Here is a 25,719-nt window from a genome sequence, read left to right as displayed (position 1 = left end):
TTGGTGAAGGCGCGTGCGCCTCAGGCTTCCTTGAAGCGGTAGCCGACGCCGTAGAGCGTCTCGATCATCTCGAACTCGTTGTCGACCACCTTGAACTTCTTGCGCAGTCGCTTGATGTGGCTGTCGATGGTGCGGTCGTCGACATAGACCTGATCGTCATAGGCGGCGTCCATCAGCGCGTTGCGGCTCTTCACCACGCCGGGCCGGGTCGCGAGCGCCTGCAGGATCAGAAATTCGGTAACGGTCAGCGTCACCGGCTCGTTCTTCCAGGTGCAGGTATGCCGTTCCGGATCCATGCGCAGCAGGCCGCGGTCGAGCGCCTTGGCGTCGTTCTCCTTCGGCGTGACGGTCGGGTCCTTCGGCGCCGACCGGCGCAGCACGGCCTTGACGCGCTCGACCAGCAGGCGCTGCGAGAACGGCTTCCGGATGAAGTCGTCGGCGCCCATCTTGAGGCCGAACAGTTCGTCGATCTCTTCGTCCTTGGAAGTCAGGAAGATCACCGGCAGGTCGGATTTCTGCCTGAGACGGCGCAGCGTCTCCATCCCGTCCATGCGCGGCATCTTGATGTCGAGGATGGCAAGATCGGGTTGGGTGGTGCGGAAACCGTCAAGCGCGGAGGCGCCGTCGGTGTAGGTCATGATGCGGTAGCCTTCGGCTTCCAACGCGATCGAGACGGATGTGAGAATGTTGCGGTCGTCGTCGACCAAAGCGATTGTGGGGCATGAGCCTCTGCTTTCTGCTTTCCGTTTGAATCGTGGCTTAAAACGGCGAGCAATCCAGTGGTGCGCCGCATAGATGGGTGCCGATTTGGCAGTCGAACCTTGTTACCGAGCAATGCAAGCTAGGCTGAAGTGTGACCAAGTTCCACGAAACACGGCAGGTTCGCCGTATCTCGACCCATAACCAGGCCCCGGTTTACCCGAAAAATGGCCCTCCATGCAACCACCTGAGCCGAGAAAGCCGATGCAACCGACCTCCGATTTCGACCCCGGAAAGCTCGCCAAATCGCTGCTGCGGCGGTCGCGGCAGGGGGCCCTGGCAACGTTGATGGCCGGCAGCGGCGATCCCTATTGTTCCCTGGTCAATCTGGCCAGCCATCCGGACGGCTCGCCCATCCTGCTGATCTCGGGATTGGCCGTGCACACCAGGAACATCCTGGCCGATAGCCGGGTCTCCCTGATGCTGGACGAGCGGGCGGCGGGCGATCCCCTCGAGGGCGCCCGGATCATGCTGTCCGGTCACGCCGAGCAGGCCGATGCCGACAAGGATCTGCTCCGGCGGCGGTATCTCGCTGCCCATCCCTCTGCGGAAGCGTTTGTTTCCTTCAAGGATTTCTCCTTCTACCGGATCCGGCCCACGGGAACCCATCTGGTTGCCGGCTTCGGCCGCATCGTCGATCTCAAGCCCGGGCAATTCCTCACGGACCTCACCGGGGCCGAGGATCTGCTGGCGGCGGAGGAGGGAGCGGTCGCGCACATGAATGCCGACCACCGCGACGCCATGGGCCTCTATGCAACAAAACTGCTCGACGCGGCCGAGGGCGACTGGCGCTGCATCGGTTGCGATCCTGAGGGCATCGATATGCAGGACGGTCAGACCGTGCTGCGGCTGGACTTCCCGGAGCGGGTGGCTGATGGCACGGCGCTGCGCAAGATGTTGGTCCGCCTCGCTGGCGAAGCGCGCACTAAGACGGACCAGAGCGCCAAAATTTGAACGCTGCTGCCCATCGCCGCGACCCAAGTCCGTAATCGGTACCCTAACCGGTCAGAAGGCGGCGGCGAGCTGTTCATGGCACGATATAATCGACTGGCGCTGGTTGCGGGTTTGGCGCTCTCGATTACCGCATCGCTTGTCACGCCAAGCTTTGCTCAGAAAGGCCTTGCCCAGATAAGGTCTCGCCGCGGAGAGCGCGCGGATCAACGCACTCATGAGCGCCGGCAAATCTTCGGAAGCACTGCCTTTGGCGCAAGGCATGGTCGCGAGCCTGGAGAAGAGCGACACCGGTCGCGAACTCTCCGCCGCGTTGAACAACCTAGGTGTGCTCGAAGGCTATCGCGGCGCCGCCTGGCTGCTGCGGCGTCAGGCCGTCTCGGTGCTGCCGTCGGTGGTCAGCCTGAAATCGCTGCGCGCCTTCGCGCGGAGGGATCATGGCGTGAAGCCGATGACCGGCTTTGGCGATCCCGTGTTCAATCCTGCGCTTGAAGCGCCCGCCGAGCGGCGCGCCGCGAACGGCAAGGTCGCCGCGCGCAGCATCGCGACCATCGCCTATACCGACTTCTGGCGCGGTGCCGGCGTCGATCGCGCGCGGCTTGCGCAGGCGTTGCCGCAACTGCCGGATACCGCCGACGAGTTGAACGCGGTGGCCAGGGATGTCGGGGCTGCCGAGGCCGATATCCATCTCGGCCGCGACGCCAGCGAGACGACGCTCAAGCGTGCAGCGCTTGCTCAATACGGCATCATCTACTTTGCCACCCACGGCCTCGTTGCCGGTGATATCAAGGGCCTGGGTGAGCCCTCGCTCGCGCTCTCCATTCCCGATCAGCCCACTGAGCTCGACGACGGTCTGCTCACCGCGAGTGAAGTCGCCCAGCTCAAGCTCAATGCGGATTGGGTTGTGCTGTCGGCCTGCAACACCATCGCAGGCGACAAGCCCGGCGCCGAGGCGCTGTCGGGACTGGCACGCTCGTTCTTCTATGCTGGCGCCCGCGCTCTGCTGGGTCTCGCATTGGGCGGTGGATTCGGAAGCTGCCACCCGCCTGACCACGACGACTTTCGAGTTGCTCAAAAACGATCCAAAAATCGGTCGTGCCGAAGCTTTGCGCCGCGCGATGTTAACCTATGTTGATGACACCTCGTCACCGCGCAATGCCTATCCCGCGATGTGGGGGCCGTTCGCGCTCATCGGCGAAGGCGACGCACGATAGGACGGCGTTAGAAATTGCTCAGAGAAACTGTCCTTGGGCATTTGTGCGTCGCAATAACCTTGGGAAACGCCGAAACGTGCATTTGGTTGCGCGATCATTCGTGATTTTTTGATGCGCCTGCTCAGAGCTGACATGCGCGGCGTTTGGTGCGGTCCTTGAATAAACCAAATCCTGCGGGATCAGCTTGGCAACGCCAGCGTTCATCAGTATTAGGTCGCGCAGCCGAGGCCGGATGGCCTATCATTCACGGTGACCGCGACGGCGCTAAAGCATGATCGCGCTGAGAGTCGCGGGGTTCTAGGAGGATTTTTCGTGCAAGAGACGGGCGTGCGCAACGGTGCCTTCGGTGCCGACAAATTCGGTTTAAAGAATCTCAAGCAGGTTCACTGGAACCTCGGTGCGCCGCAACTCTATCAATACTCGCTCTCCGCGGGCGAGGCGGTGCTGTCGGCCGATGGCGCGCTCTGCGCCGACACCGGCGAGTTCACCGGCCGCAGCCCCAAGGACAAGTTCACGGTGCGTGACGCCACCACCGACAAGAAGATGTGGTGGGCCGGCAACCAGTCGATCACCGCAGAGCAGTTCGAGACGCTCTACCAGGACTTCCTCAAGCACGCCGAAGGCAAGTCGCTGTTCGCGCAGGACCTCTACGGCGGCGCCGATCCGGCCTACCGCATCAAGACTCGCGTCTTCACCGAGCTCGCCTGGCATTCGCTGTTCATCCGCACGCTGCTGATCCGCCCCGAGGCGGTCGAGTTGTCGAGCTTCACGCCGGAGCTCACCATCATCGACATGCCGAGCTTCCGCGCCGATCCGAAGCGCCATGGCTGCAAGTCGGAAAACGTCGTCGCGATTGATTTCGCCCGCAAGATCGTGCTGATCGGCGGGTCTTATTATGCCGGCGAGATGAAGAAGTCGGTCTTCACCACGCTGAACTACTATCTGCCCGAGCGTGGCGTGATGCCGATGCATTGCTCGGCCAATGTCGGCGCCAAGGGCGATGCCGCGATCTTCTTCGGCTTGTCCGGCACCGGCAAGACCACGCTGTCCGCCGATCCCAACCGCACGCTGATCGGCGACGACGAGCACGGCTGGGGCCCGAACGGTGTCTTCAATTTCGAAGGCGGCTGCTATGCCAAGTGCATCAAGCTGTCGCAGGAAGCCGAGCCCGAGATCTACGCGGCCTCGACGCGCTTCGGCGCGGTGCTCGAGAACTGCGTGCTCGACGAAGACACTCGCGTGGTCGATTTCGACGACGGCTCCAAGACCGAGAACACGCGTTCGGCCTATCCCGCTCGAATTCATCCCGAACGCCTCGCGCACCGGCCGCGCGCCGCAGCCGAAGAACGTGGTGATGCTCGCCGCCGATGCCTTCGGCGTGCTGCCGCCGATTGCCAAGCTGTCGCCGGCGCAGGCGATGTATCACTTCCTGTCGGGCTACACCGCCAAGGTCGCCGGCACCGAGCGCGGTCTCGGCAACGAGCCCCAGCCGGAATTCTCGACCTGCTTCGGTTCGCCCTTCCTGCCGCTCGACCCCTCCGTCTACGGCAACATGCTGCGCGACCTGATCGCCCAGCACAATGTCGACTGCTGGCTGGTCAACACCGGCTGGACCGGCGGCAAGTACGGCACCGGCTCGCGCATGCCGATCAAGGTGACGCGCGCGCTGCTCACCGCCGCGCTCGACGGCTCGCTTCGCAACGTCGAATTCCGCACCGACAAATATTTCGGCTTCGCGGTCCCGACCGCGCTGCCGGGTGTGCCGAGCGAGATCCTCAACCCGGTCAACACCTGGAAGGACAAGGATGAGTTCGACAAGACCGCCCGTGCGCTGGTCGGCATGTTCCAGAAGAACTTTGCCAAGTTCGAAGCGCAGGTCGACGCCGAGGTCCGCGCCGCTGCGCCGGACGTGAAGCTCGCGGCGGAGTAGATTGCTTCTGCTTGAATACAAAAGGGCGGCCGCAACGCCGCCCTTTTTGTTTGTGCGATATCTCTCCACTTGTCATTGCGAGCGCAGCGAAGCAATCCAGAATCCCTCAGCGGGAATAGTCTGGATTGCTTCGCTGTGCTCGCAATGACGAATCCGCGGAAGCGCCTACGCCTTGAAATACGCAATCTGCGTTGTCGTCGCGAGCAGTCGCCCGTTCGGTGACCACAGCTCGGCGTTCTGGTCGGCGTAGCTCTTGTGCATGATCTTCGCATCGGCCGTCGCGAGCACGCGGGTGATGTCCTCGGCCGCGAGCTCTTCGCTGTCCGTGTGGAAATACGTCGTCAGCGACACCGTGCCGAACGGCACCAGCTCGCGCCGCGCGTGGAAGATGCGGCCGAAGAAGGCGTCCGACATCGACATCAGCGACGGCATGTCGAGCTTGCGTGGCGTGCGGTCGCCGATCCATATTTTTGAATAGGTGCTGGCGAGCTCGGCCTGCGGCGGCCCGATCCTCATCTCGCCCTCGACGAACCGGAATTCATACTGGTTGGCCCAGGACGCCGCGATCTTCGGGAACGGCAGCGTCTCTTCGAACGGCTTAGTGTCAGGATATTGCGCCACCCTGTGCTCCCAGGACGGCCGGCGTTCGGCGAACACGGCGGTGGCGAGCGTTGCGACCTCACCGCCGCCTTGCGACAGTTCGACGCTCCAGTGCTGGCTGGAGCGGTTGGCCTTCACCAGCCGCAGGTCGAGATCAAACGGCCCCTTCGCGATCGGCGCGCAGTAATTGACGGTAAGCGCCAGCGGATCACCGGCGCGTTCCGGATGGTCGATCAGCGCGCGCAAAATGGTCGCCGCGGTGACGCCGCCGAACGGGCCGACGAAGGCCCAGTAATCGTCACTGGTGTGCCCCTGCCAGCTGCTATCGCCCGCGGTGATGCGGGTGGCGTCGTCGAAAGGGTGCGGAAGCTTGGCGTGCATTGTCATGTCCGGCGTTCAATGACGGACGTCATATCACGTCCGTCGTCGGCCTGTGCAATTACCTCTGGAGTAGCCGATTTCACGCTGCGGAAAATCAGCCGGCCGCGCCGCGCTGGTCCTCCGCGTCCTGGAATGGCGGCGTGATCGGATTGACCGGTACATTCCAGATTTCCTCGGCATATTCGCGGATGGTACGGTCGGAGGAGAACCACGCCATGCGCGCGACGTTGAGGATGGAGGCGCGCGTCCAGGCCGGCGCCACTTGCCAGCGCGCATCGACGCTGCGCTGCGCCTCGTAATAAGAATCGAAATCGGCGCTGACCATGTAATGGTCGAGGTAGCGTAGCGCGTGCGCGATGGATTCGAAGCGGCCGGGATCGCCGGGCGAGAACTCGCCGGCGCCGATCGCATTGATGGCGCGCTGGAGCTTTGGCGAATTGCGGATCACGTCGGAGGCGTCCAGCCCCTGCTTGCGCCGCATCATCACGTCGCCGGCTTCCATGCCGAAGATCGCGATGTTCTCCGCGCCGACATGGTCGCGGATCTCGATGTTGGCGCCGTCGAGCGTGCCGATGGTGAGAGCACCGTTCAGCGACAGCTTCATGTTGCCGGTGCCGGAGGCTTCCATGCCGGCAGTCGAGATCTGCTCGGACAGGTCGGCCGCCGGAATGATCACCTCGGCGAGGCTGACATTGTAGTCCGGCAGGAAGACGACCTTGAGCTTGCCGTCGATCGTGGGATCGTTGTTGACGACTTCCGCAACGTCGTTGATCAGCTTGATGATCAGCTTGGCGTAGCGGTAGCTCGCGGCCGCCTTGCCCGCAAAGATCTTCACCCGCGGCACCCAATTGCCGTTGGGATCGTCCTTGATCGCCTGGTACAGCGCGACTGTCTCGATGACGTTGAGAAGCTGGCGCTTGTATTCGTGGATGCGCTTGATCTGCACGTCGAACAGCGCGGTCGGATCGACCTTGATGCCGAGCCGCTCGCCGATCAGGCGCGCCAGCGCGGTCTTGTTGTGAAGCTTGACCGCGCGGAATTTGCGCTGGAATTCGACGTCGCTGGCGCGGGCTTCGATCAGGCTGAGCTGCGTCGGATCGTCGAGCACGGCGTCGCCGCAGGTCTCGCGCAACAAATCTGTCAGCTTCGGGTTCGCCAGCATCAGCCAGCGGCGGAAGGTGATGCCGTTGGTCTTGTTGGTGATGCGGCCGGGATAAAGATGGTTGAGGTCGTGGAACACGGTCTCGCGCATCAGGTCCGAATGCATCGCCGAGACGCCGTTGATGCGGTGCGAGCCGACGAAGGCGAGCTGGCCCATGCGCACGCGCCGCCCGCTCCTCTCGTCAATCAGCGAGACCGAGGCACGGAAGTCGATGTCGCCGCGGCGCGCGCGCTTCGGCGAGCGCGAGATGCTGCACGTTGATGCGGTAGATGATCTCGAGATGCCGCGGCAGCAGCCGCTCGAACAGCTCGACCGGCCAGGTCTCGAGCGCCTCGGGCAGCAGCGTGTGGTTGGTGTAGGATAGCGTAGCGACCGTGATCTTCCAGGCTTCGTCCCAGCGGAAATTGTGCAGGTCGACGAGGATGCGCATCAGCTCGGTGACGGCGAGGCTCGGATGGGTGTCGTTGAGCTGCACCGCGACCTTGCTCGACAGGCCGCGGAGTTGGCCGTCCGACGCAAGATGCCGCTTGATCAGATCCTGCAGCGAAGCCGAGACGAAGAAATATTCCTGGCGCAGCCGCAACTCGCGTCCCGCCGGACTCTCGTCGTTCGGATAGAGGAATTTGCAGATCGCTTCCGCGCGCGATTGCTCGGCGGTGGCGCTGACATAGTCGCCCTTGTTGAAGGCGTCGAGCTTCAACGGATCGGGCGAGCGCGCCGACCACAGTCGCAGCGCGTTGACGTGCTGACCGCGCCAGCCGACGATCGGCGTATCATAGGCGATCGCCTGCACGGTTTCGGACGGATGCCAGATTGCGCGGTCGCGGCCCTTGTCGTCGACATGCTCGATGCCGCCGCCGAAATTGATGTCATAGATCACTTCCGGCCGCTGCAATTCCCAGGGGTTGCCGAAGCCGAGCCATTCGTCCGGATATTCCTGCTGCCAGCCCTGATTGATGATCTGGCGGAACAGGCCGTAATCATAACGGATGCCGTATCCGATCGCGGGGATCGACAGCGTCGCCATGCTTTCCATGAAGCAGGCGGCAAGTCGGCCGAGGCCGCCATTGCCGAGCGCGGCGTCCGGCTCGCATTTGCGCAGTTCCGGCAGCGATACGCCGAGATCGCCGAGCGCGACCTCGAAGATCTTGAGAAGCCCCATGTTGTTGAGCGCGTCGGTGAAGAGACGGCCGATCAAAAATTCGAGCGAGAGATAATAGACGCGCTTGCGCCCGGCATCGTAGCTGCGTTTCTCCGCGCTGAGCCAGCGATGCACGATACGGTCGCGCAGCGCCAGCGCCGCGGCCTGGTACCAGTCGTGCCTGGTCGCCATGCCGGCGTCCTTGCCGACGGCGAGGCGCAGCTTCGCCAGGATCGCGCCCTTGATCTCAGCCAGTGCGAGTTCGTCGATGGGCTGGCCGGGTGCGGGTGCGGGAAAATTGGGCTGGAACGATGAATCTTGCAAAGCCGTCACTTCCTGGTCGAAAGACTACTACTCACCCTACGCATCTTGGCACCGTACCGGAACCATCGCTGGCGCGGCCGTGCACTGCGCTGGCGTAAAATTATGCAAGGAACGGGCCGATTTGGGAACCCGGACGCCTACGGGGAAACGTGGATTTGGTGCTAGAATGGCGACAGATTCAGCCTTCAGTGTGGAGGAGACGTCCCATGAAGCCTCTGATGAGACTGCTGATCGAAATCGCCGCGGTCGCCTTCCTCGTCGTCTGCATCACCGCCTCCGGCGCAGCCTTCGCCGCCGGCAAGATGGGCCGCAGCGCCGACGGCCTGAATTGCGGCGTCACTCTCCCGCAAAACGCATCCCCGGCCACGCGCTGCGCCGCCATCAAGCGCCAATGCGGCGGCAAGTTTTATGCGAGCGCGTGTGGGGACAGGCTGATGTCGGCGGTGAATTGAGGGGAAGTGGCTCGCTAAAAAGCGCGACAATACTTGGGGGAATGCTGCCACCACACGTCGTCCTGGCGGAAGCCAGGACCCATTGCCCCGCCTGTTAGATAAGGCTCGACCGATCATTCCAATCGGGATTTTCCTCCTCGATCAGCTTGATCTTCCAGTCCCGCTTCCAGAACTTCAGTTGCTTCTCGCGCGCGATCGCCTCCTGCGGTGTCGTGAACGCTTCGACGTGAACGAGGCGGAATATCTTGTACTTCTGCACGAACTTCGAGCCGCGACCCGAACGATGTAACTCAAGCCGCGCGCGCGGATGTCGTTGGTGACGCCGATATAGATCGTGCCGTGATGGCGGCTTGCGAGAATGTAGACGAAGTAGCTGCTCGCGCTCATGGCCCAACCTCGCAAAAGCAACGCTCACCGGGGTAATGGGTCCTGGCTTTCGCCAGGACGACGCTTCTCAAACAACGGCGCCTGGCATCAGAACGAATTAAGAACACTTTAGCAAGTCTTTGATATATCATTGTGATTCGGCGCGCGGCCGACACAATATCTAGCGTCCGTCAGACACTGCGAGGACTACATGTCCACCATTGCCTTCGATCAATTTGCCCTCACCAGGATCGCCGATTTCGCGCGCTCGCTGTCGCGGCTGCATCAGGCGGCGCGGCGTTACGCCGTCGATGACGACCAGTTCGACCGCGAGTTCAATGCGGTGTGCCAGTCGATCTGGCGTTACACCATCGACGACGTCAGCGACGATTTGTTCTCGGCCGAGGACCATCTGTTTCTCGACACGCTGGACGAAGCGCATGCGCGCATCTTCGCGGCCGAGCAGGGCTACGACCTCGTCGATGATCAGGGCATGCTCACCGACTGGTGGGGGTTTTGCTGGATGATCTTGGCCGAAAAGCGCGGCCTGCTCACGGCGGACAACCGCGCCGCCGCGCGCGCGGCGATCGAGGAGAAATATCTGGCGGCGCCGAACGTGATCGGGGTGATCATCGGTAGATAGTGCTCTCGCTCCTCATCCTGAGGAGCGCGCTTGCGCGCGTCTCGAAGGATGAAGGTCGAGCTGCCTGAGTCGGGGCTCTGTGGTTCGAGACGGCGCTACGCGCCTCCTCACCATGAGGATCTCAATCCAGCCCCGCACGCTTCGCAGGCTTCTGCGTCTTCGGCACCGTCACGTCGGGCAGCGTCTCGCGCACGATCTCCGCGGCGGGGGCATCCGCCGCGACCGTCTCTGCGCGCACCGGCGCCACCCTCATCTCGCCGAGGCGCGCGCGAACCTGCGCCGTGAGGCCGGGATAGGAGGCAACCGGGGTGAAGTCGGCGGCCTGGTCGTTACCGACGCGGATGCCGGTGTAGGCGACGAGGCCGTCGGTGGTGGCGATCACGTCGCCGGGCTTCAGCGACGAGTCCAGTGCCAGATCGACCGGAGCGAGGCCGACCGGCTCGCGGCCGTTGCAGGTGCAGTCGGCGCGCAGCGCCTTGCGATAGGCGAACGCATTCTCGCTGTCGGCGTAGCGCTCGCCGGTCTGCGACGCGGCGCCTTCGATCGAGGAGCCGAAATAGATTTTTGTCGTGCTGGCAGGACAGAATGCCTGACACATCTGCGCGGGCGAGGTGAGGCCGCGCATCAGCGGAAAATATTTGCCGTCGCAGCTGCGCACGCAGAATGCGGGTCCCGAGCCGCCGGCCGCCGCCGATCGCGTCGGCGGCACGTATTGCGGGGATGCGGCGTTCTGCTGGCCGGTGAAGGGGTCGGTGTAGGAGCTCGCCTGTTGCGGCACCTCACGCTGCGGCCGCTGCTGCTGCATTCCGCCGAAGAAGAAGTCGAACAGGCCTTCGGCCGAAACCGGGGCCGGAGCCGCAAGCAGCGGTGCTGCCAGTGTGGCGGCGACAAGCATCACGCGCCGCCGCCGGCGCGCATGGGACATGACTGTACGCAAACGCTTACTCCACCCACGCTACGCGACCGGCCGGGACCATCAGGTCTCAGCACAAGATTCACCATAACGCGGGATGGTAAATGAGCGGTTGAGGGCGAGGCTTCGTGCCCCGGATGCTGCGCTGCGCCCGGGACGGGGCACCCTTAAGCCTTCAAAAACTCCGAGGCCTTGTACAGCGAGCGGAACGGCAGGCCGGCCGCGCCAAATGTGTCGTCGGCGCCTTCCTCGCGGTCCACCATGGTCAGCACCAGCACCACTTCGGCGCCCGCCTCGCGCACGGATTCCACCGCTTTCAGCGCCGAGCCGCCGGTGGTGGTGACATCCTCGACGATGACGACGCGCTTGCCCTCGAGCGTCTCGCCCCTGGGCAGTCCCTCGATGACGAGCTTCGCGCCATGCTCCTTCGGCTTCTTGCGCACGAAGAAGGCCGCGATCGGATGGCCCTTGATCCAGGAGATCTGCGCCAGCGCGCCGGCCAGCGGCACCGCGCCCATCTCGAGCCCGCCGATGAAATCGAGCTGGTCGTCCTTCAGCGCTTCATAGGTCAGTTCGGCAAGCAGAGTGGCGCCCTCCGGATCGAGCATGGTCGGCTTGAGGTTGAAGTAGAAATCGCTCTTGCGGCCCGACGCGAGCGTCACCTCGCCGCGGCCGAAGGAGCGCCGGCGGATGATCTCGAACAGTCGGGCGCGGGAGGCGGATTTAGACACGGCGGGCCCTCGGGAGCGTTTTTGGAAGTGGCGGAATTTATCCGCGACGGACGCGACATTCCAGAGGGGGCTTCCCCCGTCAACAGGGATCGGCCATCCCGGCCCGCCGGTTGTGGGGGTGCAACCTTCTGGAGTAGGTGGATGCCAGATATCTCTTGGGCAGGAAACTGGGCCACGAAACTGGCCAATGAAACTGCGCAAGGAAACGGGGCAAGGAAACGCGAAAAATGACCATCGAGCTGCACACCTGGAACACGCCGAACGGCCGCAAGATCTCGGTCGCGCTGGAGGAAATGGGGCTGCCCTACAAGGTGGTGCCGGTGAACATCAGCAAGGGCGAGCAGATGGCGCCGGATTTCCTGAAGCTCTCACCCAACAACAAGATTCCGGCGATCCTCGACCCCGACGGGCCGGACGGCAAGCCCGTCAGCCTCTTCGAGTCCGGCGCGATCCTGCTTTATCTCGGCGAAAAGACCGGCAAATTCCTGCCGAAATCGCTGGCCGGCCGCATCCCGGTCTATGAATGGCTGATGTGGCAGATGGGCGGCTTCGGCCCGATGCCGGGCCAGGTGCACCATTTCATCGCGCTCGAGAACGAGCAGGACCGCGCCTACGGCCTCAAGCGCTATATGGCCGAGACGCGCCGACTCTACGGCGTGCTCGACCGCCGGCTAGCGGACCGCGATTTCGTCGCCGGCGAGATCTCGGTTGCCGATTTTGCCATCCTGGGCTGGGCATGGCGCCACCCTCGCCACAAGGTTGAGCTGGCCGATTTCCCCAACGTCAAGCGCTGGTACGAGGCCCTGATCGCCCGCCCGGCGGTGAAGCGGGGCATGGAGGCGAAGCTGGATTGAGGTTTCTTCTCCCTCCCCCGCTTGCCCCTTGCGGGGGAGGGTGGCTCGCCGCGCAGCGGCGAGACGGGTGCGGGGTCTGTCTCGCCGAACTCACCTGCATCTGTGCTCGAGGAGAGAACCCATCATCCGGCGCTTCGCGCCACGTTCTCCGCAAGGGGAGAAGGAAGAAAGCAATCACACCTTCTTCGCTTCCACCGCCATCCGCACCGCGAGCCCGGCCAGCACCGTGCCCATCAACCAGCGCTGCACCAGCATCCAGCTCGGCCGACTCGTCAGAAACAGCGCGATTGATCCTGCCGCGAGCGCGATCATCGCATTCACGCTGACACTGATCGCGATCTGGATCGCACCGAGCACCACCGACTGCGTCAGCACGCTGCTGGCGGTAGGGTCGATGAACTGCGGCAGCAGCGCGAGATACAGCATCGCGATCTTCGGGTTGAGCAGATTGGTGACGAACCCCATTGCGAACAATTTGCGCGGGCTGTCGATCGAAAGCTGCTTCACCTGGAACGGCGAGCGCCCACCGGGCTTCACCGCCTGCCAGGCGAGCCACAACAGATAACCGGCGCCGGCAAAGCGCAACGCGTCATAGGCAAAGGGAATGGCGAGCAGCAGCGCCGTGATGCCGAACGCCGCGCACAGCATGTAGAACACGAAGCCCAGCGCCACGCCGCCGAGCGAGACGATGCCCGCCGCCGGTCCCTGCGTTATCGAACGCGAGATCAGGTAGATCATGTTCGGCCCGGGCGTGAGCACGAGGCCGAGGCAGACCAGGGCGAAGCCGAGCAGGGCGGACGTGTGGGGCATGGCTGAACCGGTGCGGGAGACGGCACGGTTTTAATGTGCGGGGGATCGCGAGGCCATCGCGCAATTGCACGGAGGACAATTCTGGTGCGGCCGCGCGCGCTGCGCGGCCTCGCCCCGCAAGCGGGACGAGGCAAGAAAAATCAGTGCGCCTCGTCCCAATTGTTCGCCGCGCGCGCGTCCACATGCAGCGGCACCGAGAGCAGCACGGCCGGGAACGGCGCGTCCTGCATCACGTGCTGCACGACCGGCAGCGTCGCTGCGACCTCGGCGTCGGGCACTTCGAAGATCAATTCGTCATGCACCTGGAGCAGCATCTGCGCCGACAGCTTCTTTTCGGCCAGCGCATCCTCCATCCGCGTCATGGCGCGGCGGATGATGTCGGCGGCGGTGCCCTGGAGCCGCGCGTTGATTGCCGCGCGCTCGTTGAAGGCGCGCACCGAGGCGTTCGAAGTCTTGATGTCGGGATAGTACATCTTCCGGCCAAACAGCGTGGTGACGTAGCCGTGGCTGCGGCAGAAATCCCGCGTCTCGTCCATATAGGCGCGGATGCCGGGGAAGCGCTCGAAGTATTTCTTGATGTAGGCGGAGGCCTCCTCGCGCGCGATGCCGAGCTGGTTGGCGAGGCCGAACGCCGAAATGCCGTAGATGATGCCGAAATTGATCGCCTTGGCACGGCGGCGGATTTCGCTTGGCATGCCCTCGATCGGCACGCCGAACATCTCCGATGCCGTCATGGCGTGAATGTCGAGACCGTCGCGAAACGCCTGCTTCAGCACGGGAATGTCGGCGATCTCGGCGAGCAGCCGTAGCTCGATCTGCGAATAGTCGGCGGAGACGAGCTTGTGCCCCGATGTTGCGATAAAGGCGCGCCGGATCTTGCGTCCGTCCTCGGTGCGCACCGGAATGTTCTGCAAATTCGGCTCGTTCGACGACAGCCGGCCCGTCGTGGTCGCGGCCAGCGCGTAGGTCGTGTGCACGCGGTGGGTCTGCGGATGGACATAGGTCGGCAGCGCGTCGGTGTAGGTCGATTTCAGCTTTGAGACCTGGCGCCACTCCAAAATCTTCTTCGGGAGGTCGTGGCCCTGCTCGGCCAGCTCGTCGAGCACCTGCGCGGTGGTGGACCACGCGCCGGTCTTGGTTTTGGTGCCGCCGGACAGTCCCATCTTGCCGAACAGGATATCGCCGATCTGCTTCGGGCTGCCGACATTGACGGGCTCGCCCGCGATCCCTTGGATATCGGCTTCGACGCGGGCCGCGGTCTGGGCGAAGTCGCCGGAGAGACGCGACAGCACCTGGCGGTCGATCGAGATGCCGCGCCGCTCCATACGTGCGAGCACTGTGACCAGCGGGCGTTCCAGCGTCTCGTAGACGGTGGTCATGTGCTCGGCGACAAGGCGCGGCTTCAGGACGCGCCAGACGCGCAAGGCGATGTCGGCGCCTTCCGCCGACAGCGGCGCGGCCTTGTCGATCGGCACCTGGTCGAACGTGATCTTGCCCTTGCCGCTGCCGAGCAGCTCGTTCTCCTTCAGCATGGCGTGACCAAACCAACGCTCGGAAAGCGACTCCAGTCCATGCGAGCCGCGGCCGGCGTCCAGCACATAGGAGATCAGCTGCGCGTCGTCGGCGTTGCGCAAGGTGATGCCGTGTTGCGCCAGCATCACGGCGGTGAATTTGACGTCGAAGCCGATCTTGAGAATGCCTGATGATTCCAACACCGGCCGCAGCGCTTCGATAGCATCGTCGTGCTTGACTTGATCGAGCGCGAGGCCCGCGTCGAACAGGCCGGCGCCGCCGCCGGACTGCTTGTGCGCCAGCGGCACGTAGCAGGCCTCGTTCGGCGCCAACGCCAGCGCGATGCCGCAGAGATCGGCCTGCATCGGGTCGATCGAGTTTCCCCGGATCTCGACCGAGACATGGCCGGCATCATGGATGCGCGCGACGAACGCGTTTAATTCCGCGAGTGTCTTGATGGCCTGGTACTTGCCGCGATCGACCGGAAGCTTGCGCAAAGCATCTTCGCGCGCGGCTGCGAGAGAAATCGGCGCGCCCTTCGGGCTCGCGGCCTTGTCCTCTTTGCTCGCCGATGCGTTGCGCTGGCCCGCCTGAACCTGCGCCGGCGTGCCGGCTCCTGGTGCCGGCACGACGTCCGAAGGCGGCAGCGGCGAGAAGACGCTGGCGCCGCTGGCATAGCCGGGATCGGCATCGACGTTGGCTGGATCAATCTGCGAATAGTCGGCAACGCGACGCGTCAGCGTCGTGAACTCCATCGCCTTCAGGAAAGCGACCAGCTTGCGCGCATCGGGCTCATGGACGGCGAGATCGTCCAGCGGCACCTCCAGCGCGACCTTGTCGTCGAGCAGCACGAGCTGGCGCGAGATGCGCGCCTTTTCCGCATGCTCGATCAGCGCCTCGCGCCGCTTCGGCTGCTTGATCTCGGTGGCGCGGAACAGCAATTGATCGAGATCGCCATATTCGGTGATCAGCTGCGCCGCGGTCTTGATGCCGATGCCGGGCACGCCAGGAACGTTGTCGGTGGAATCGCCGGCCAGTGCCTGCACTTCCACCACCTTCTCCGGCGGCACGCCAAACTTCTCGATCACCTCGGGGATGCCGATGCGGCGGTCCTTCATGGTGTCGTACATGGTGACGCAATCGGTGACGAGTTGCATCAGGTCCTTGTCGGAGGACACGATGGTCGCGCTGGCGCCGCGCTCGCAGGCTTGCCGCACATAGGTCGCAATCAGATCGTCGGCCTCGAAGCCGACCTGTTCCAGGCAAGGCAGGTCGAACGCGCGCACCGCTTCGCGGATCAGCGAAAATTGCGGGATCAGATCGTCAGGCGCAGGCGGCCGGTGCGCCTTGTACTCAGGATAGATCTTGTTGCGAAAGGTCATTTCCGACTTGTCGAAGATGATTGCCAGATGCGTCGGCCGGTTGTCCTCGGGCATGTCGCGCAACAGCTTCCACAGCATGTTGCAGAAGCCGAGCACGGCATTGACCTGCAGGCCGTCGGACTTGCGGTTCAGCGGCGGCAGCGCATGGTAGGCGCGGAAGATGTAGCCGGAACCGTCGACCAGGAAGACGTGGTCGCCCTTGCCGGCCGGCTTGGCGGCGACGGGTTTGGCGGCGACGGGCTTGGCGGACGTGGGTTCGGCAGCTTTCGGGGAGATTTTGGGCATGCCGCAATGTATGAATTTTTGCGGGCTTTGACAGCCTTGCGGGTGGGATTTTTAGGGCAGTGACGCAGCTATCCCCCGCTGTCGTTCCTCGCGAAAGCGGGGCATCCAGTACGCCGCGGCTTATCGGTCGATCACTGCGGTTTCTGGAATACTGGGTCGCCCGGCCGAGCCGGGCGAGGACAGCGAGCCCGGCTGCAACCGCGCCCCGGCCTTCTTCGGTACAATCCAGAATGCATCCGGCCGTTCGAACAGGAAATTGGCGTTGAGCCGCAACGCCGCCTGCCAGATCGCGAGTGCTCCGATCACGCCGACGATGGTGACGATTAGCGACACTGTGCCGATGTCGGGAATGACACCCGTGCGTAGCAGCAGGGTCCGTGTCGCCGCCATCGGCAGGAAGAAGGCGAGATAGATCACGATCGAATGCTCGCCGCAGAAGCGGAAAAAATTCAGCCAGCGGGCGCGTGCGAGCAGCGTGCCCATGGTGATGATGGCGCAGGCGCCGGCGAAGCCGAGCACCAACGACACGATCTTCCATTCACTCGCGCCGAGCGTAACCAGGCCGGCATTGACCAGCGCCCACGTTGCAAGCGCTGCCAGCGCCCATGCGGGATGATTGCGTGCGCGATCCGCCAGCGCGAACACGTAGGGCGCGAACAGGTAGCCCGAATAGAAATAGACGAAGCGCGCGCAGAACTCGTCGATCGCGGTCCAGCCGGTTGCAACACGCGCCGTCTCCAGCGCGGCCGCGATGAGCCAGATCGCGGGCGGTGGGATTCGCCGTGTCAGTTTTGTGACGACGAAAAAGATCGGCAGCAGATAGATGAACCAGAGCGTGCCGAACGGCTCGACGAAGGATTCCAGATACAGCAGGCCGGCGTCGCGCCAACTGGTTTCGGCGGCGAATGCGGGGGCCTTGAAGCCGAACTGGATTGTCACCCACACGACATAGAAATAGGCGAAATGCACCACCTTGCGGTCGAGATAGGTTCGCCAGTCCCGGTCGATCACCAGTGGCAGAAACAGGCCCGAAATCAGGAAGAAATCCGGCATCCGGAACGGCTTTGCGAAGGCCACGGCGACATGCATGAAACCGGTCTGGCCGGCGGCGAGCTCGACCCCCAGCACCGAATGCATCATCACGACCATGACGATGCAGATGCCCTTGGCGTAATCGACCCAATCGACACGTGCAGCAGAGGGGGCCTTGAGCCCCCCGCTCGTGGCGATTGTGCCCGATGATGCCATGATGTCCCTTTTCGAGGCGTGTTCCGCCCGGATCTGTGTGAACGCGGAGCAGTGTGGCGCCTTGCGGCTTTCGATTTGTTTACCGTTGCAATTCAAGTGCCCGGTTTTTGCGGGCTGACGGTTCCCTTCCATGGGGAAAATGCTAAACCTTCCCCGAATTGGGATTTCATTAACCAAGCCAAAACAGGGTTTTTCATGCGAATCGCGATGATCGGAACGGGCTATGTGGGACTCGTGTCCGGGGCCTGCTTTGCAGATTTCGGTCATGACGTCATCTGCGTCGACAAGGACGAGAAGAAGATCGCTGCACTTCATCGCGGCGAGATCCCGATTTACGAACCCGGGCTCGACGAACTCGTTGCGACCAACGTCAAGGCCAAGCGGCTGGAGTTTACCACCGACCTGTCCAAACCGGTTGCGGATGCCGATGCCGTGTTCATCGCGGTCGGCACGCCGTCGCGCCGCGGTGACGGCCACGCCGATCTGTCCTATGTCTACGCCGCTGCGAAAGAGATCGCGCAGTCGCTGTCCGGTTTCACCGTCGTGGTGACGAAGTCGACCGTTCCGGTCGGCACCGGCGACGAGGTCGAGCGCATCATCCACGAGACCAACCCCAAGGCCGACGTCGTCGTCGCCTCGAACCCCGAATTCCTGCGCGAGGGCGCCGCGATCCGCGACTTCAAGTTTCCCGATCGCGTCGTCGTCGGCACCTCCGACGAGCGCGGTCGCAAGGTGATGGGCGACATCTACCGTCCGCTGTCGCTGAACCAGGCGCCGCTGATGTTTACGGAGCGCCGCACCGCCGAGATGATCAAATACGCCGCGAACGCCTTCCTCGCGACCAAGATCACCTTCATCAACGAGATCGCGGACCTCTCCGAAAAGGTCGGCGCCAACGTGCAGGAGGTCGCGCGCGGCATCGGGCTGGACAACCGCATCGGCACCAAATTCCTGCATGCCGGTCCCGGCTTCGGCGGCTCGTGCTTTCCGAAGGATACCAAGGCGCTGATCAAGATCGCGCAAGACTACGACGTGTCCTTGCGCATCGTCGAATCCGTGCTGGCCGTCAATGAGAACCGCAAGCGCGCGATGGCCCGCAAGGTCAGCCAGGCGCTCGGCGGCTCACTGCGCGGCAAGACCATTGCCGTGCTCGGCCTCACCTTCAAGCCTGACACCGACGACATGCGCGATGCCCCGTCGATCCCGCTGGTCACGGGCCTGATCGACATGGGCGCGAAGGTGAAGGCGTTCGATCCCGTCGGCATGGAGCAGGCCAAGGGCGAACTGCCCAACATCACCTATTGCGAGGACGCCTATTCCTGCGCCGAAGGTGCCGATGCGCTGGTTGTCGTCACCGAATGGGTGCAGTTCCGCGGCCTCGATCTCGTCCGGCTGAAGGCGACCATGGCCCAGCCCGTCGTCGTCGATCTCCGCAACATCTACCGCCCCGAGGACATGGCTGCGGCCGGCTTCACCTACGAAAGCATCGGCCGCCCGCCGGTGCAGGGCTGATCGCCACATATGATTGTCATACCCCGCGAAGGCGGGGTATCCAGTAATCCTGATCTTCTTAATCACGGGGATCTAAGTTTACTGGATCACCCGCCTTCGCGGGTGATGACGGGACGGAGATACTTGCCCCGCACTTTCGACACGCCCCTTCCGATCGATGCCGTGCTCGACCACCTCTCGCGCACGCTGGAGGCGCACAATGCGGCCGTGCTGGTCGCCCCTCCGGGCGCCGGCAAGACCACGCGCGTGCCGCTCGCGCTGCTCGATGCCCCCTGGGCCAAGGGCAAGAAGATCATCGTGCTCGAGCCGCGGCGCATTGCTGCGCGCGCCAGCGCCGACCGCATGGCCAAGTCGCTTGGCGAGAGGGCCGGCGAGACCGTCGGCTACCGCGTTCGCTTCGGCTCAAAAATCTCGCGTGCGACCCGCATCGAGGTGGTGACCGAAGGCATCTTCAGCCGTCAGATACTCGACGATCCCGAGCTGTCAGGCGTCGCCGCCGTCCTGTTCGACGAATTCCACGAGCGCTCGCTCGATGCCGATATGGGCCTTGCGCTGGCGCGCGACGCGCAACAGGGCCTGCGCCAGGATTTGCGCATCCTCGTGATGTCGGCAACGCTCGATGGCGCCCGCGTGGCAAAGCTGCTTGGGCAAGCGCCCGTCGTCGAAAGCGAGGGCCGCGCCTTTCCCGTCGAAACACGCTATCTCGGTCGCAAGGCGGATGCGCCGGTGGAGCGGCAGATGGCGGATGCGATCGCATCCGCGCTACGCGCCGATAGCGGCTCGGTGCTGGCGTTCCTGCCGGGTGCCGCCGAAATCCGCCGCACCCAGAATTTCCTCAGCGAACGCGTGCAGGATGCCAGTATCGAAATCGTGCCGCTGTTCGGCGCGCTCGATGCCGCGGTGCAGGACCGTGCCATCTCGCCGGCGCCGAAGGGCACGCGCAAGGTGGTGCTGGCGACCTCGATCGCGGAAACCTCGCTCACCATCGAAGGCGTGCGCATCGTCGTCGATTCCGGTCTTGCCCGCGTGCCGCGTTACGAACCCGACATCGGGCTGACGCGGCTCGAGACCGTGCGCGTCTCGCGCGCGGCGGCGGACCAGCGCCGCGGTCGCGCCGGCCGCACCGAGCCCGGTGTCTGCTACCGGCTCTGGGACGAGCCGCAGACGGCGTCTCTCGCGCCCTATACCCAACCGGAAATCCTCAGCGCCGATCTGTCCTCGCTGGTGCTCGATCTCGCGCAATGGGGCGTCGCTGACGCTGCCGCGCTGTCGTTTCTCGATCCGCCGCCGCAGCCGGCCTGGAAGGAAGCCAAGAGCCTGCTCTCCGAGCTCAATGCGCTCGATGGCGACGGCCGCATCACCGCGGAAGGCAAGAGCCTGCGTGCGCTGGCGCTGCCGCCGCGGCTGGCGCGCATGATCGTGGATTCGCATCGTGCCGGCGAGGGCGAAGCCGCCGCCGAGATCGCCGCCATCATCACCGAGCGCGGGCTCGGCGGCGACAGCGTCGATCTCGAACACCGTCGCGACCAGTTCCGCCGCGAGCGCTCGCCACGCGCAACGAGCGCGCGCGACCTCGCCCGGCGCTGGGCTTCACAGGTGGCGGCGTCAGAGAAGACGGCGGCCGGAGAAGGTGACCTCTCGACGGGCCTGATGCTCGCCTATGCCTTCCCGGATCGCGTCGCGCGGAATCGCGGCAATGGCAGTTTCGTGCTTGCCAACGGTCGTGGTGCCGCCGTCGATCAGACATCGTCACTTGCCCGCGCACCTTATATCGCGATCGGCGAGATGACGGGGACGGCGGCGAGCGGCCGCATTCTGCTCGCCGCGCAAATCACGCAGGACGAGATCGAGCAGCATTTCGCCGAGCATATCGAATCCGTCGACGAGATCTCGTTCGACCGCGGTGCGATGGCGCTGCGGGCGCGGCGCAAGCGCGCGCTGCACGCGATCACTCTCTCCGAGGCGACGCTTGCCGTGTCGCCCTCGGAAGACACCGCGCGCATCTTCGCCGACGGGCTCGTTGGCGTCGGCCTCGACCGGCTGCCCTGGTCGAAGGCAGCAAAGCAATGGCGCGACCGCGTGATGTTTTTGCGTAAGGCCGAAGGCGGCAGCTGGCCCGACCTGTCGGACGAAGGCTTGATCGCGCGGCGCGGCGACTGGCTGGTGCCGGCGCTCTACGACAAGATCGCGCTGAAGGACATCTCCACCGGCGATCTCTCCGACGCGTTGATGGCATTGTTGCCGTGGGAGATCCGCGCGCGGCTCGACCGCGAGGCGCCGACGCATTTCGAGGCGCCGACCGGCAGCGTGCTCGCGATCGACTACGAGGCCGAGCAGGGGCCGACCATCGCGGTGCGGCTCCAGGAATTGTTCGGCCTCAACACCCATCCGTCGGTCGCCGCGGGCAAGGTGCCGCTGGTGCTGGAATTGCTGTCGCCGGCGCAGCGCCCGGTACAGGTGACGCGCGATCTCCCCGGTTTCTGGCGCGGCAGTTACAGCGCGGTTCGCTCCGACCTGCGCGGCCGCTATCCGCGCCATCCCTGGCCGGAAGATCCGGCGAATGCGCTGCCGACCCGGCGAGTCAAGCCGCGCGGCACCTGAGAGTTACGAAGGCGCATTAACCGTCCACTCATCCTTTTCGTCAAAATAGCACTGCTCTGGCCGCAGCGCCGCTCGCGGACGGGCCTGCCGCGTGGTCAAATCGAGCTTTCCGGCTCGGAAGTGGTGTAATGCGTAACATAATGATCTTGGCGGCGATCATGATCGGCCTCGGCACCTTCATGGCGCAGATGGCGGACAGGATGAGCTCCGCCTCGGCGACGTCGGTGCCACGCACGACGGTGGCACTCGCGTCCACCGCGCCGGCCGGCGGCCGCAGCCTCAGCATCCCCCGCGACGGACGGGGTCATTTCCAGACCGACGGCCGGATTGAAGGCCAGCGCATCGGCTTCATGGTCGACACCGGGGCCTCCGTGGTTGCGCTGAACGAGACCTCGGCCGCCCGCTTTGGCCTGCGTCCCTCGCGCGGCGATTACAATGCGACCGTCTCCACCGCCAACGGCACCATCAAGGCCGCGCGCACCCGTATCGCCATGCTCGATGTCGGCGGCCTAATCGTGCGCGACGTCGACGCCATGGTGCTGCCCGACGAGGCGCTGTCCGAGAACCTGCTCGGCCTCTCCTTCCTCTCCCGCCTCAAGCGTTTCGAATACGCCAACGGCCAGATGGTTCTGGAGCAGTAAGGGTCTCCCACAGGCTCCGGCGACCGCATATTTCAAAAAATCTCTATTCCGACCCCCTCGAGGTCAGATTTTCGCGTTACCAAACCGCCGCAATTATCCGCCATAAGCCTTCATTCCCGCCTTCCGCTGCGGCCCGGCATTCGCTAAGGCTGCACCAAATCCTGCCTCATTTCGCGAGACCGTCTCAATGTTTCCCAAGCCGAAATCCGTCTTGCTGCCCAACACTTACGCCTTCGAATCCGAGCCGATGGTGAAGGCCACGGGTTTTCGCGAATACGACGCGCGCTGGTTGTTCCAGAAGGAAATCAACCTGATGGGAATCCAGGCACTCGGCATGGGGCTGGGTGCGCTGATCGCCGAGCTCGGGGTCAAGCAAGAGATCGTCACCGGTCATGATTTCCGCGGCTATTCGGCCTCGATCAAATACGCGCTGATCTCCGGCCTGATGGCAGCAGGCTGCAAGGTGCACGACATCGGGCTCGCGGTGACGCCGATGGCCTATTTTGCGCAGTTCGATCTCGACGTGCCCTGCTGCGCCATGGTCACAGCCTCGCACAACGACAATGGCTGGACCGGCGTGAAGATGGGCGCCAATCGCCCGCTGACCTTCGGTCCCGACGAGATGACGCGGCTGAAGGAGATCGTGCTGGGCGCCGAGTTCAAGAACAAGGCCGGCGGCTCCTATCAGTTTCACGAGAATTATCCGGCGCGCTACATCGCCGATCTTACCAGCCGTCCGAAGCTCAAGCGCAAGCTCAAGGTCGTCGCGGCCTGCGGCAACGGCACCGCCGGCGCGTTTGCGCCGCAGGTGCTTGAAGCGATCGGCTGCGAGGTGATCCCGCTCGACACCGAGCTCGACCACACTTTCCCGAAATACAATCCAAACCCTGAAGACATGGAGATGCTGCACGCCATCCGCGACGCGGTGCTGCAGCACAAGGCCGATGTCGGCCTCGGCTTCGACGGTGACGGCGATCGCTGCGGCGTCGTCGACAACACCGGCGAGGAGATCTTTGCCGACAAGGTCGGCGTGATGCTGGCGCGCGACATGTCGGCGATCCACAAGGACGCGCAGTTCGTCGTCGACGTGAAGTCGACCGGCCTGTTCGTGACCGATCCGGTGCTGCAGAAGCAGGGCGCGAAGGTCGCCTACTGGAAAACCGGCCATTCCTACATGAAGCGCCGCACCCACGAGATGGGCGCGCTCGCCGGCTTCGAGAAGTCGGGCCATTTCTTCTTCAACAAGCCTTACGGCCGCGGCTATGACGATGGCCTGGTGTCGGCGCTCGCGATCTGCGACATGCTCGACCGCGCGCCCGGCAAGTCGATGGCCGACCTGAAGGACGCGCTGCCAAAAACCTGGTCGTCGCCGACCATGTCGCCGCATTGCGCCGACGAGACCAAATACGGTGTTATCGACAAGGTGGTGAAGCACTTCGAGGGCTTGCAGGCGAAGGGTGCCAAGATCGGCGGCCAGTCGATCCGCGACCTCGTCACCGTCAACGGCGTGCGCGTCACGGTCGAGGACGGAAGCTGGGGCCTGGTGCGCGCCTCCTCCAACAAGCCCGAGCTCGTCGTCGTGGTCGAGAGCCCGGTCTCCGAGCAGCGCATGCACGACATGTTCGAGATGGTGAACAGCGTGCTGCGCACGCATCCCGAAGTCGGCGAGTACAATCAGAAGATCTGAGGCGCGAGGCTAGCGTCACTTGCTGTCATGCCCCGGCTTGACCGGGGCATCCAGTACGCCGCGGCTTATCCGTACCCCATCGTCGTCTCTGGAGTACTGGGCGGATTCGCCCGGTCACGCCGGGCGATGACAGCGTCTGTGTGGTGAGACCCTACGCCGTCACCACAGCCGGGATCGGCAGCGTGGTCACCGACTTGATCTTCTCCATCGCGAAGCGCGAGGTGACGTTCTTCAGCGGCACGGCGCTGATCAGCTTCTTGTAGAACACGTCATAGGCCTGCATGTCCGCGACCACGACGCGCAGCATGTAGTCGACGTCGCCGGCCATGCGATAGAACTCCATCACCTCGGGCATGGCGCTGACGGCTTCGGCGAACTTCTTCAGCCAGGCGTCGGAATGGTCGGCGCTCTCCACCGACACGAACACGGAGATGCCGAGCCCGATCTTGTTCTGGTCGACCAAGGCCACCCGCTTGATGATCACGCCGTCGGCTTCCAGGCGCTGGATACGCTTCCAGCACGGGGTCGAGGACAGGCCGACGCGGTCGCCGATCTCGGCGACGGACAGGGAGGCATCGTCCTGAAGCACCATCAGAATCTTGCGGTCGATGGCGTCGAGGCGGCGGCTGGTCTCGGGGATCTGAACAGCGAGATCGGTCATTTGAAGAACTTTGTTCCATTTCAAGGGGCGTTTTCCCTGATATAGAGAAAATCTTTCTATAGCAAGTCTATAATCTCGGCGTTCGATCGAGCGCCGTCGCCTGCGACATGCTTAAAAGCTTTTCAACTTCAATACGTTGCGGAGACGCTAGGCCGCCGCCGTGGCGGGTGCATTTCAACGCCGCGGCGGCCGCGGCGAATTGCAGCGCCTCCCGCACGCCGCCGCCTTCGGCGAGACGTAGCGTGAAGGCGCCATGGAAGACGTCGCCGGCGCCGAGCGTGTCGACGGCCTGAACCGCGAACGCCGGCGTCTCCTCCAGCTCCGCCGCCTCGTTCAGCCAGATCGTGCCGCGCGGGCCGCGGGTGGCGGCGAGGAAGGCGGGCGTGAGCGCGGCCAAGCGCTTCAACGCCGCGCCGTCATCGGCGATGCCGGCCGTTTCCTGCACCTGTTCGCTGGCAAACAGCAGGTGCGAGGCGACCGTGAGCAGGCTGTCCTGCAACGACATCGCCCGATCGACGCCGACGATGACGGCAATGCCGTGCCGGCGTGCCTCCGCGCAGAGCGAGGTCGCGAACGTGGCGCAGCGGCTTTCGACGAGAACCGCCCGGCAATCGGCGAGCAGTGCGTCGGCGTCCGGCAGCTTCACGGTCGACAGCGCCGGATCTCGATAGATGGTGAGCGTTCGTTCGCCCGACGGATCGATCATGATCGCCGAGACAGGCGTCATCAGCCCCGGCATGCGCACGATTTGTGTGGTCTCGATGCCTTCAGCTTCCATCCGTTCGAGGATGAAGCCGCTCGAAATCTCCCGGGCATCGCCCATGGGGCCCGCGAAAGAGACGCGGCCGCCAAGCCGCGCCATGGCGATTGCGGCATTGAGCGCGTTGCCGCCGCAGATCTCCGCGAGATGGGTGGCATTCGCCTTGCTGCCGCGCGCGGGCACGGCCTCGACCCGAAAG

The 25,719-nt window shown here is 64.1% G+C and carries 16 protein-coding genes and 5 pseudogenes; 10 read left to right on the top strand and 11 right to left on the bottom strand.

What is annotated here, in order from left to right; all coding sequences use genetic code 11:
* Positions 1-20: 20 nt before the first annotated feature.
* Positions 21-776: a response regulator transcription factor gene (locus ACVWYI_RS00105; protein ID WP_456664466.1), complete on the bottom strand. Its 756-nt coding sequence runs from the start codon at positions 774-776 to the stop codon at positions 21-23.
* 187 nt (positions 777-963) lie between these two features.
* Between ACVWYI_RS00105 and ACVWYI_RS00100 the strand changes: the two genes are divergently transcribed.
* The 3 genes and pseudogenes from ACVWYI_RS00100 (at position 964) to ACVWYI_RS00090 (ending at position 4,854) form a co-directional block, all read left to right on the top strand.
* Positions 964-1,713, top strand: coding sequence for a HugZ family pyridoxamine 5'-phosphate oxidase (locus tag ACVWYI_RS00100; RefSeq protein ID WP_247445375.1), 750 nt, complete (start codon positions 964-966; stop codon positions 1,711-1,713).
* Between the two features lie 328 nt (positions 1,714-2,041).
* Positions 2,042-2,924 (top strand): annotated as a pseudogene (locus tag ACVWYI_RS00095) (CHAT domain-containing protein); the annotation flags it as partial.
* A 312-nt stretch (positions 2,925-3,236) separates the two neighbouring features.
* Positions 3,237-4,854 (top strand): annotated as a pseudogene (locus ACVWYI_RS00090) (phosphoenolpyruvate carboxykinase).
* A gap of 165 nt (positions 4,855-5,019) precedes the next feature.
* Here the strand turns inward: ACVWYI_RS00090 and ACVWYI_RS00085 are convergent.
* Together ACVWYI_RS00085 and ACVWYI_RS00080 are read right to left on the bottom strand one after the other, a co-directional pair.
* The gene (locus ACVWYI_RS00085) at positions 5,020-5,835 is read right to left on the bottom strand and encodes an acyl-CoA thioesterase (RefSeq protein WP_354050285.1); all 816 of its coding nucleotides are present in this window, start codon (positions 5,833-5,835) and stop codon (positions 5,020-5,022) included.
* 94 nt (positions 5,836-5,929) lie between these two features.
* Positions 5,930-8,462, bottom strand: a pseudogene (locus ACVWYI_RS00080) (glycogen/starch/alpha-glucan phosphorylase).
* A 206-nt stretch (positions 8,463-8,668) separates the two neighbouring features.
* Between ACVWYI_RS00080 and ACVWYI_RS00075 the strand changes: the two are divergent.
* On the top strand, positions 8,669-8,914 hold the full coding sequence (locus ACVWYI_RS00075; protein WP_247348708.1) for a hypothetical protein: 246 nt from the start codon (positions 8,669-8,671) through the stop codon (positions 8,912-8,914).
* A gap of 94 nt (positions 8,915-9,008) precedes the next feature.
* Here the strand turns inward: ACVWYI_RS00075 and ACVWYI_RS00070 are convergent.
* Positions 9,009-9,301, bottom strand: a pseudogene (locus tag ACVWYI_RS00070) (GIY-YIG nuclease family protein).
* 190 nt (positions 9,302-9,491) lie between these two features.
* Here ACVWYI_RS00070 and ACVWYI_RS00065 point away from each other — a divergent pair.
* Positions 9,492-9,923: a hypothetical protein gene (locus ACVWYI_RS00065; RefSeq protein ID WP_247445369.1), complete on the top strand. Its 432-nt coding sequence runs from the start codon at positions 9,492-9,494 to the stop codon at positions 9,921-9,923.
* A 121-nt stretch (positions 9,924-10,044) separates the two neighbouring features.
* On the opposite strand, the gene ACVWYI_RS00060 is transcribed toward ACVWYI_RS00065, so the two are convergent.
* Together ACVWYI_RS00060 and pyrE are read right to left on the bottom strand one after the other, a co-directional pair.
* Complete coding sequence (locus ACVWYI_RS00060) at positions 10,045-10,818, bottom strand: DUF2865 domain-containing protein (RefSeq protein ID WP_354104541.1); 774 nt, start codon at positions 10,816-10,818, stop codon at positions 10,045-10,047.
* A gap of 185 nt (positions 10,819-11,003) precedes the next feature.
* Positions 11,004-11,567, bottom strand: a complete 564-nt coding sequence (pyrE, locus tag ACVWYI_RS00055) for an orotate phosphoribosyltransferase (protein WP_247348712.1) — start codon at positions 11,565-11,567, stop codon at positions 11,004-11,006.
* A 227-nt stretch (positions 11,568-11,794) separates the two neighbouring features.
* Between pyrE and ACVWYI_RS00050 the strand changes: the two genes are divergently transcribed.
* On the top strand, positions 11,795-12,421 hold the full coding sequence (locus tag ACVWYI_RS00050) for a glutathione S-transferase family protein (protein ID WP_456660875.1): 627 nt from the start codon (positions 11,795-11,797) through the stop codon (positions 12,419-12,421).
* Positions 12,422-12,595: 174 nt separating this feature from the next.
* On the opposite strand, the gene ACVWYI_RS00045 is transcribed toward ACVWYI_RS00050, so the two are convergent.
* The 3 genes and pseudogenes from ACVWYI_RS00045 to ACVWYI_RS00035 all read right to left on the bottom strand — a co-directional run.
* Complete coding sequence (locus ACVWYI_RS00045; RefSeq protein ID WP_354051129.1) at positions 12,596-13,231, bottom strand: LysE family translocator; 636 nt, start codon at positions 13,229-13,231, stop codon at positions 12,596-12,598.
* A 140-nt stretch (positions 13,232-13,371) separates the two neighbouring features.
* Positions 13,372-16,410 carry a DNA polymerase I gene (polA, locus tag ACVWYI_RS00040; RefSeq protein ID WP_456660874.1) on the bottom strand — a complete coding sequence of 1,013 codons (3,039 nt, stop codon included), beginning with the start codon at positions 16,408-16,410 and terminating at the stop codon, positions 13,372-13,374.
* Between the two features lie 192 nt (positions 16,411-16,602).
* A pseudogene (locus tag ACVWYI_RS00035) lies at positions 16,603-17,658 on the bottom strand (acyltransferase family protein); the annotation flags it as partial.
* 195 nt (positions 17,659-17,853) lie between these two features.
* On the opposite strand from ACVWYI_RS00035, the gene ACVWYI_RS00030 reads away from it, so the two are divergent.
* The 4 genes from ACVWYI_RS00030 to ACVWYI_RS00015 all read left to right on the top strand — a co-directional run bounded on the left by ACVWYI_RS00030 (position 17,854) and on the right by ACVWYI_RS00015 (position 24,099).
* Entirely contained in the window at positions 17,854-19,170 is a 1,317-nt protein-coding gene (locus ACVWYI_RS00030; RefSeq protein WP_456660873.1) for a UDP-glucose dehydrogenase family protein, read from the top strand.
* A gap of 123 nt (positions 19,171-19,293) precedes the next feature.
* A complete protein-coding gene (gene hrpB, locus ACVWYI_RS00025; RefSeq protein WP_456660872.1) occupies positions 19,294-21,771 on the top strand; it encodes an ATP-dependent helicase HrpB in 2,478 nt (825 codons plus the stop codon).
* A 128-nt stretch (positions 21,772-21,899) separates the two neighbouring features.
* Complete coding sequence (locus ACVWYI_RS00020) at positions 21,900-22,412, top strand: TIGR02281 family clan AA aspartic protease (protein WP_354051138.1); 513 nt, start codon at positions 21,900-21,902, stop codon at positions 22,410-22,412.
* Positions 22,413-22,599: 187 nt separating this feature from the next.
* A complete protein-coding gene (locus ACVWYI_RS00015) occupies positions 22,600-24,099 on the top strand; it encodes a phosphomannomutase/phosphoglucomutase (RefSeq protein ID WP_456660871.1) in 1,500 nt (499 codons plus the stop codon).
* 151 nt (positions 24,100-24,250) lie between these two features.
* Here ACVWYI_RS00015 and ACVWYI_RS00010 read toward each other — a convergent pair whose 3' ends face one another.
* A complete protein-coding gene (locus ACVWYI_RS00010) occupies positions 24,251-24,760 on the bottom strand; it encodes an Lrp/AsnC family transcriptional regulator (RefSeq protein ID WP_247351467.1) in 510 nt (169 codons plus the stop codon).
* A gap of 67 nt (positions 24,761-24,827) precedes the next feature.
* Positions 24,828-25,719, bottom strand: an 892-nt coding sequence (locus ACVWYI_RS00005; protein WP_456660870.1) for a sugar kinase, incomplete at its 5' end; no start/stop codon positions are given.

Source organism: Bradyrhizobium sp. LB13.1, assembly GCF_054056815.1.
The sequence above is the reverse complement of the archived record's forward strand: the minus strand, read 5'-3'. Positions and strand labels throughout refer to the sequence as shown.

Excerpts from the sequence above, each read along its gene's own strand:
- ACVWYI_RS00075 (WP_247348708.1), top strand. The coding sequence starts at position 8,669 with ATGAAGCCTCTGATGAGACTGCTGATCGAAATCGCCGCGGTCGCCTTC.
- ACVWYI_RS00100 (WP_247445375.1), top strand. The coding sequence starts at position 964 with ATGCAACCGACCTCCGATTTCGACCCCGGAAAGCTCGCCAAATCGCTG.
- ACVWYI_RS00065 (WP_247445369.1), top strand. The coding sequence starts at position 9,492 with ATGTCCACCATTGCCTTCGATCAATTTGCCCTCACCAGGATCGCCGAT.
- ACVWYI_RS00010 (WP_247351467.1), bottom strand. The coding sequence starts at position 24,760 with ATGACCGATCTCGCTGTTCAGATCCCCGAGACCAGCCGCCGCCTCGAC.
- ACVWYI_RS00030 (WP_456660873.1), top strand. The coding sequence starts at position 17,854 with ATGCGAATCGCGATGATCGGAACGGGCTATGTGGGACTCGTGTCCGGG.
- ACVWYI_RS00015 (WP_456660871.1), top strand. The coding sequence starts at position 22,600 with ATGTTTCCCAAGCCGAAATCCGTCTTGCTGCCCAACACTTACGCCTTC.
- polA (WP_456660874.1), bottom strand. The coding sequence starts at position 16,410 with ATGCCCAAAATCTCCCCGAAAGCTGCCGAACCCACGTCCGCCAAGCCC.
- ACVWYI_RS00050 (WP_456660875.1), top strand. The coding sequence starts at position 11,795 with ATGACCATCGAGCTGCACACCTGGAACACGCCGAACGGCCGCAAGATC.
- ACVWYI_RS00020 (WP_354051138.1), top strand. The coding sequence starts at position 21,900 with ATGCGTAACATAATGATCTTGGCGGCGATCATGATCGGCCTCGGCACC.
- ACVWYI_RS00060 (WP_354104541.1), bottom strand. The coding sequence starts at position 10,818 with ATGCTTGTCGCCGCCACACTGGCAGCACCGCTGCTTGCGGCTCCGGCC.
- ACVWYI_RS00085 (WP_354050285.1), bottom strand. The coding sequence starts at position 5,835 with ATGCACGCCAAGCTTCCGCACCCTTTCGACGACGCCACCCGCATCACC.
- ACVWYI_RS00045 (WP_354051129.1), bottom strand. The coding sequence starts at position 13,231 with ATGCCCCACACGTCCGCCCTGCTCGGCTTCGCCCTGGTCTGCCTCGGC.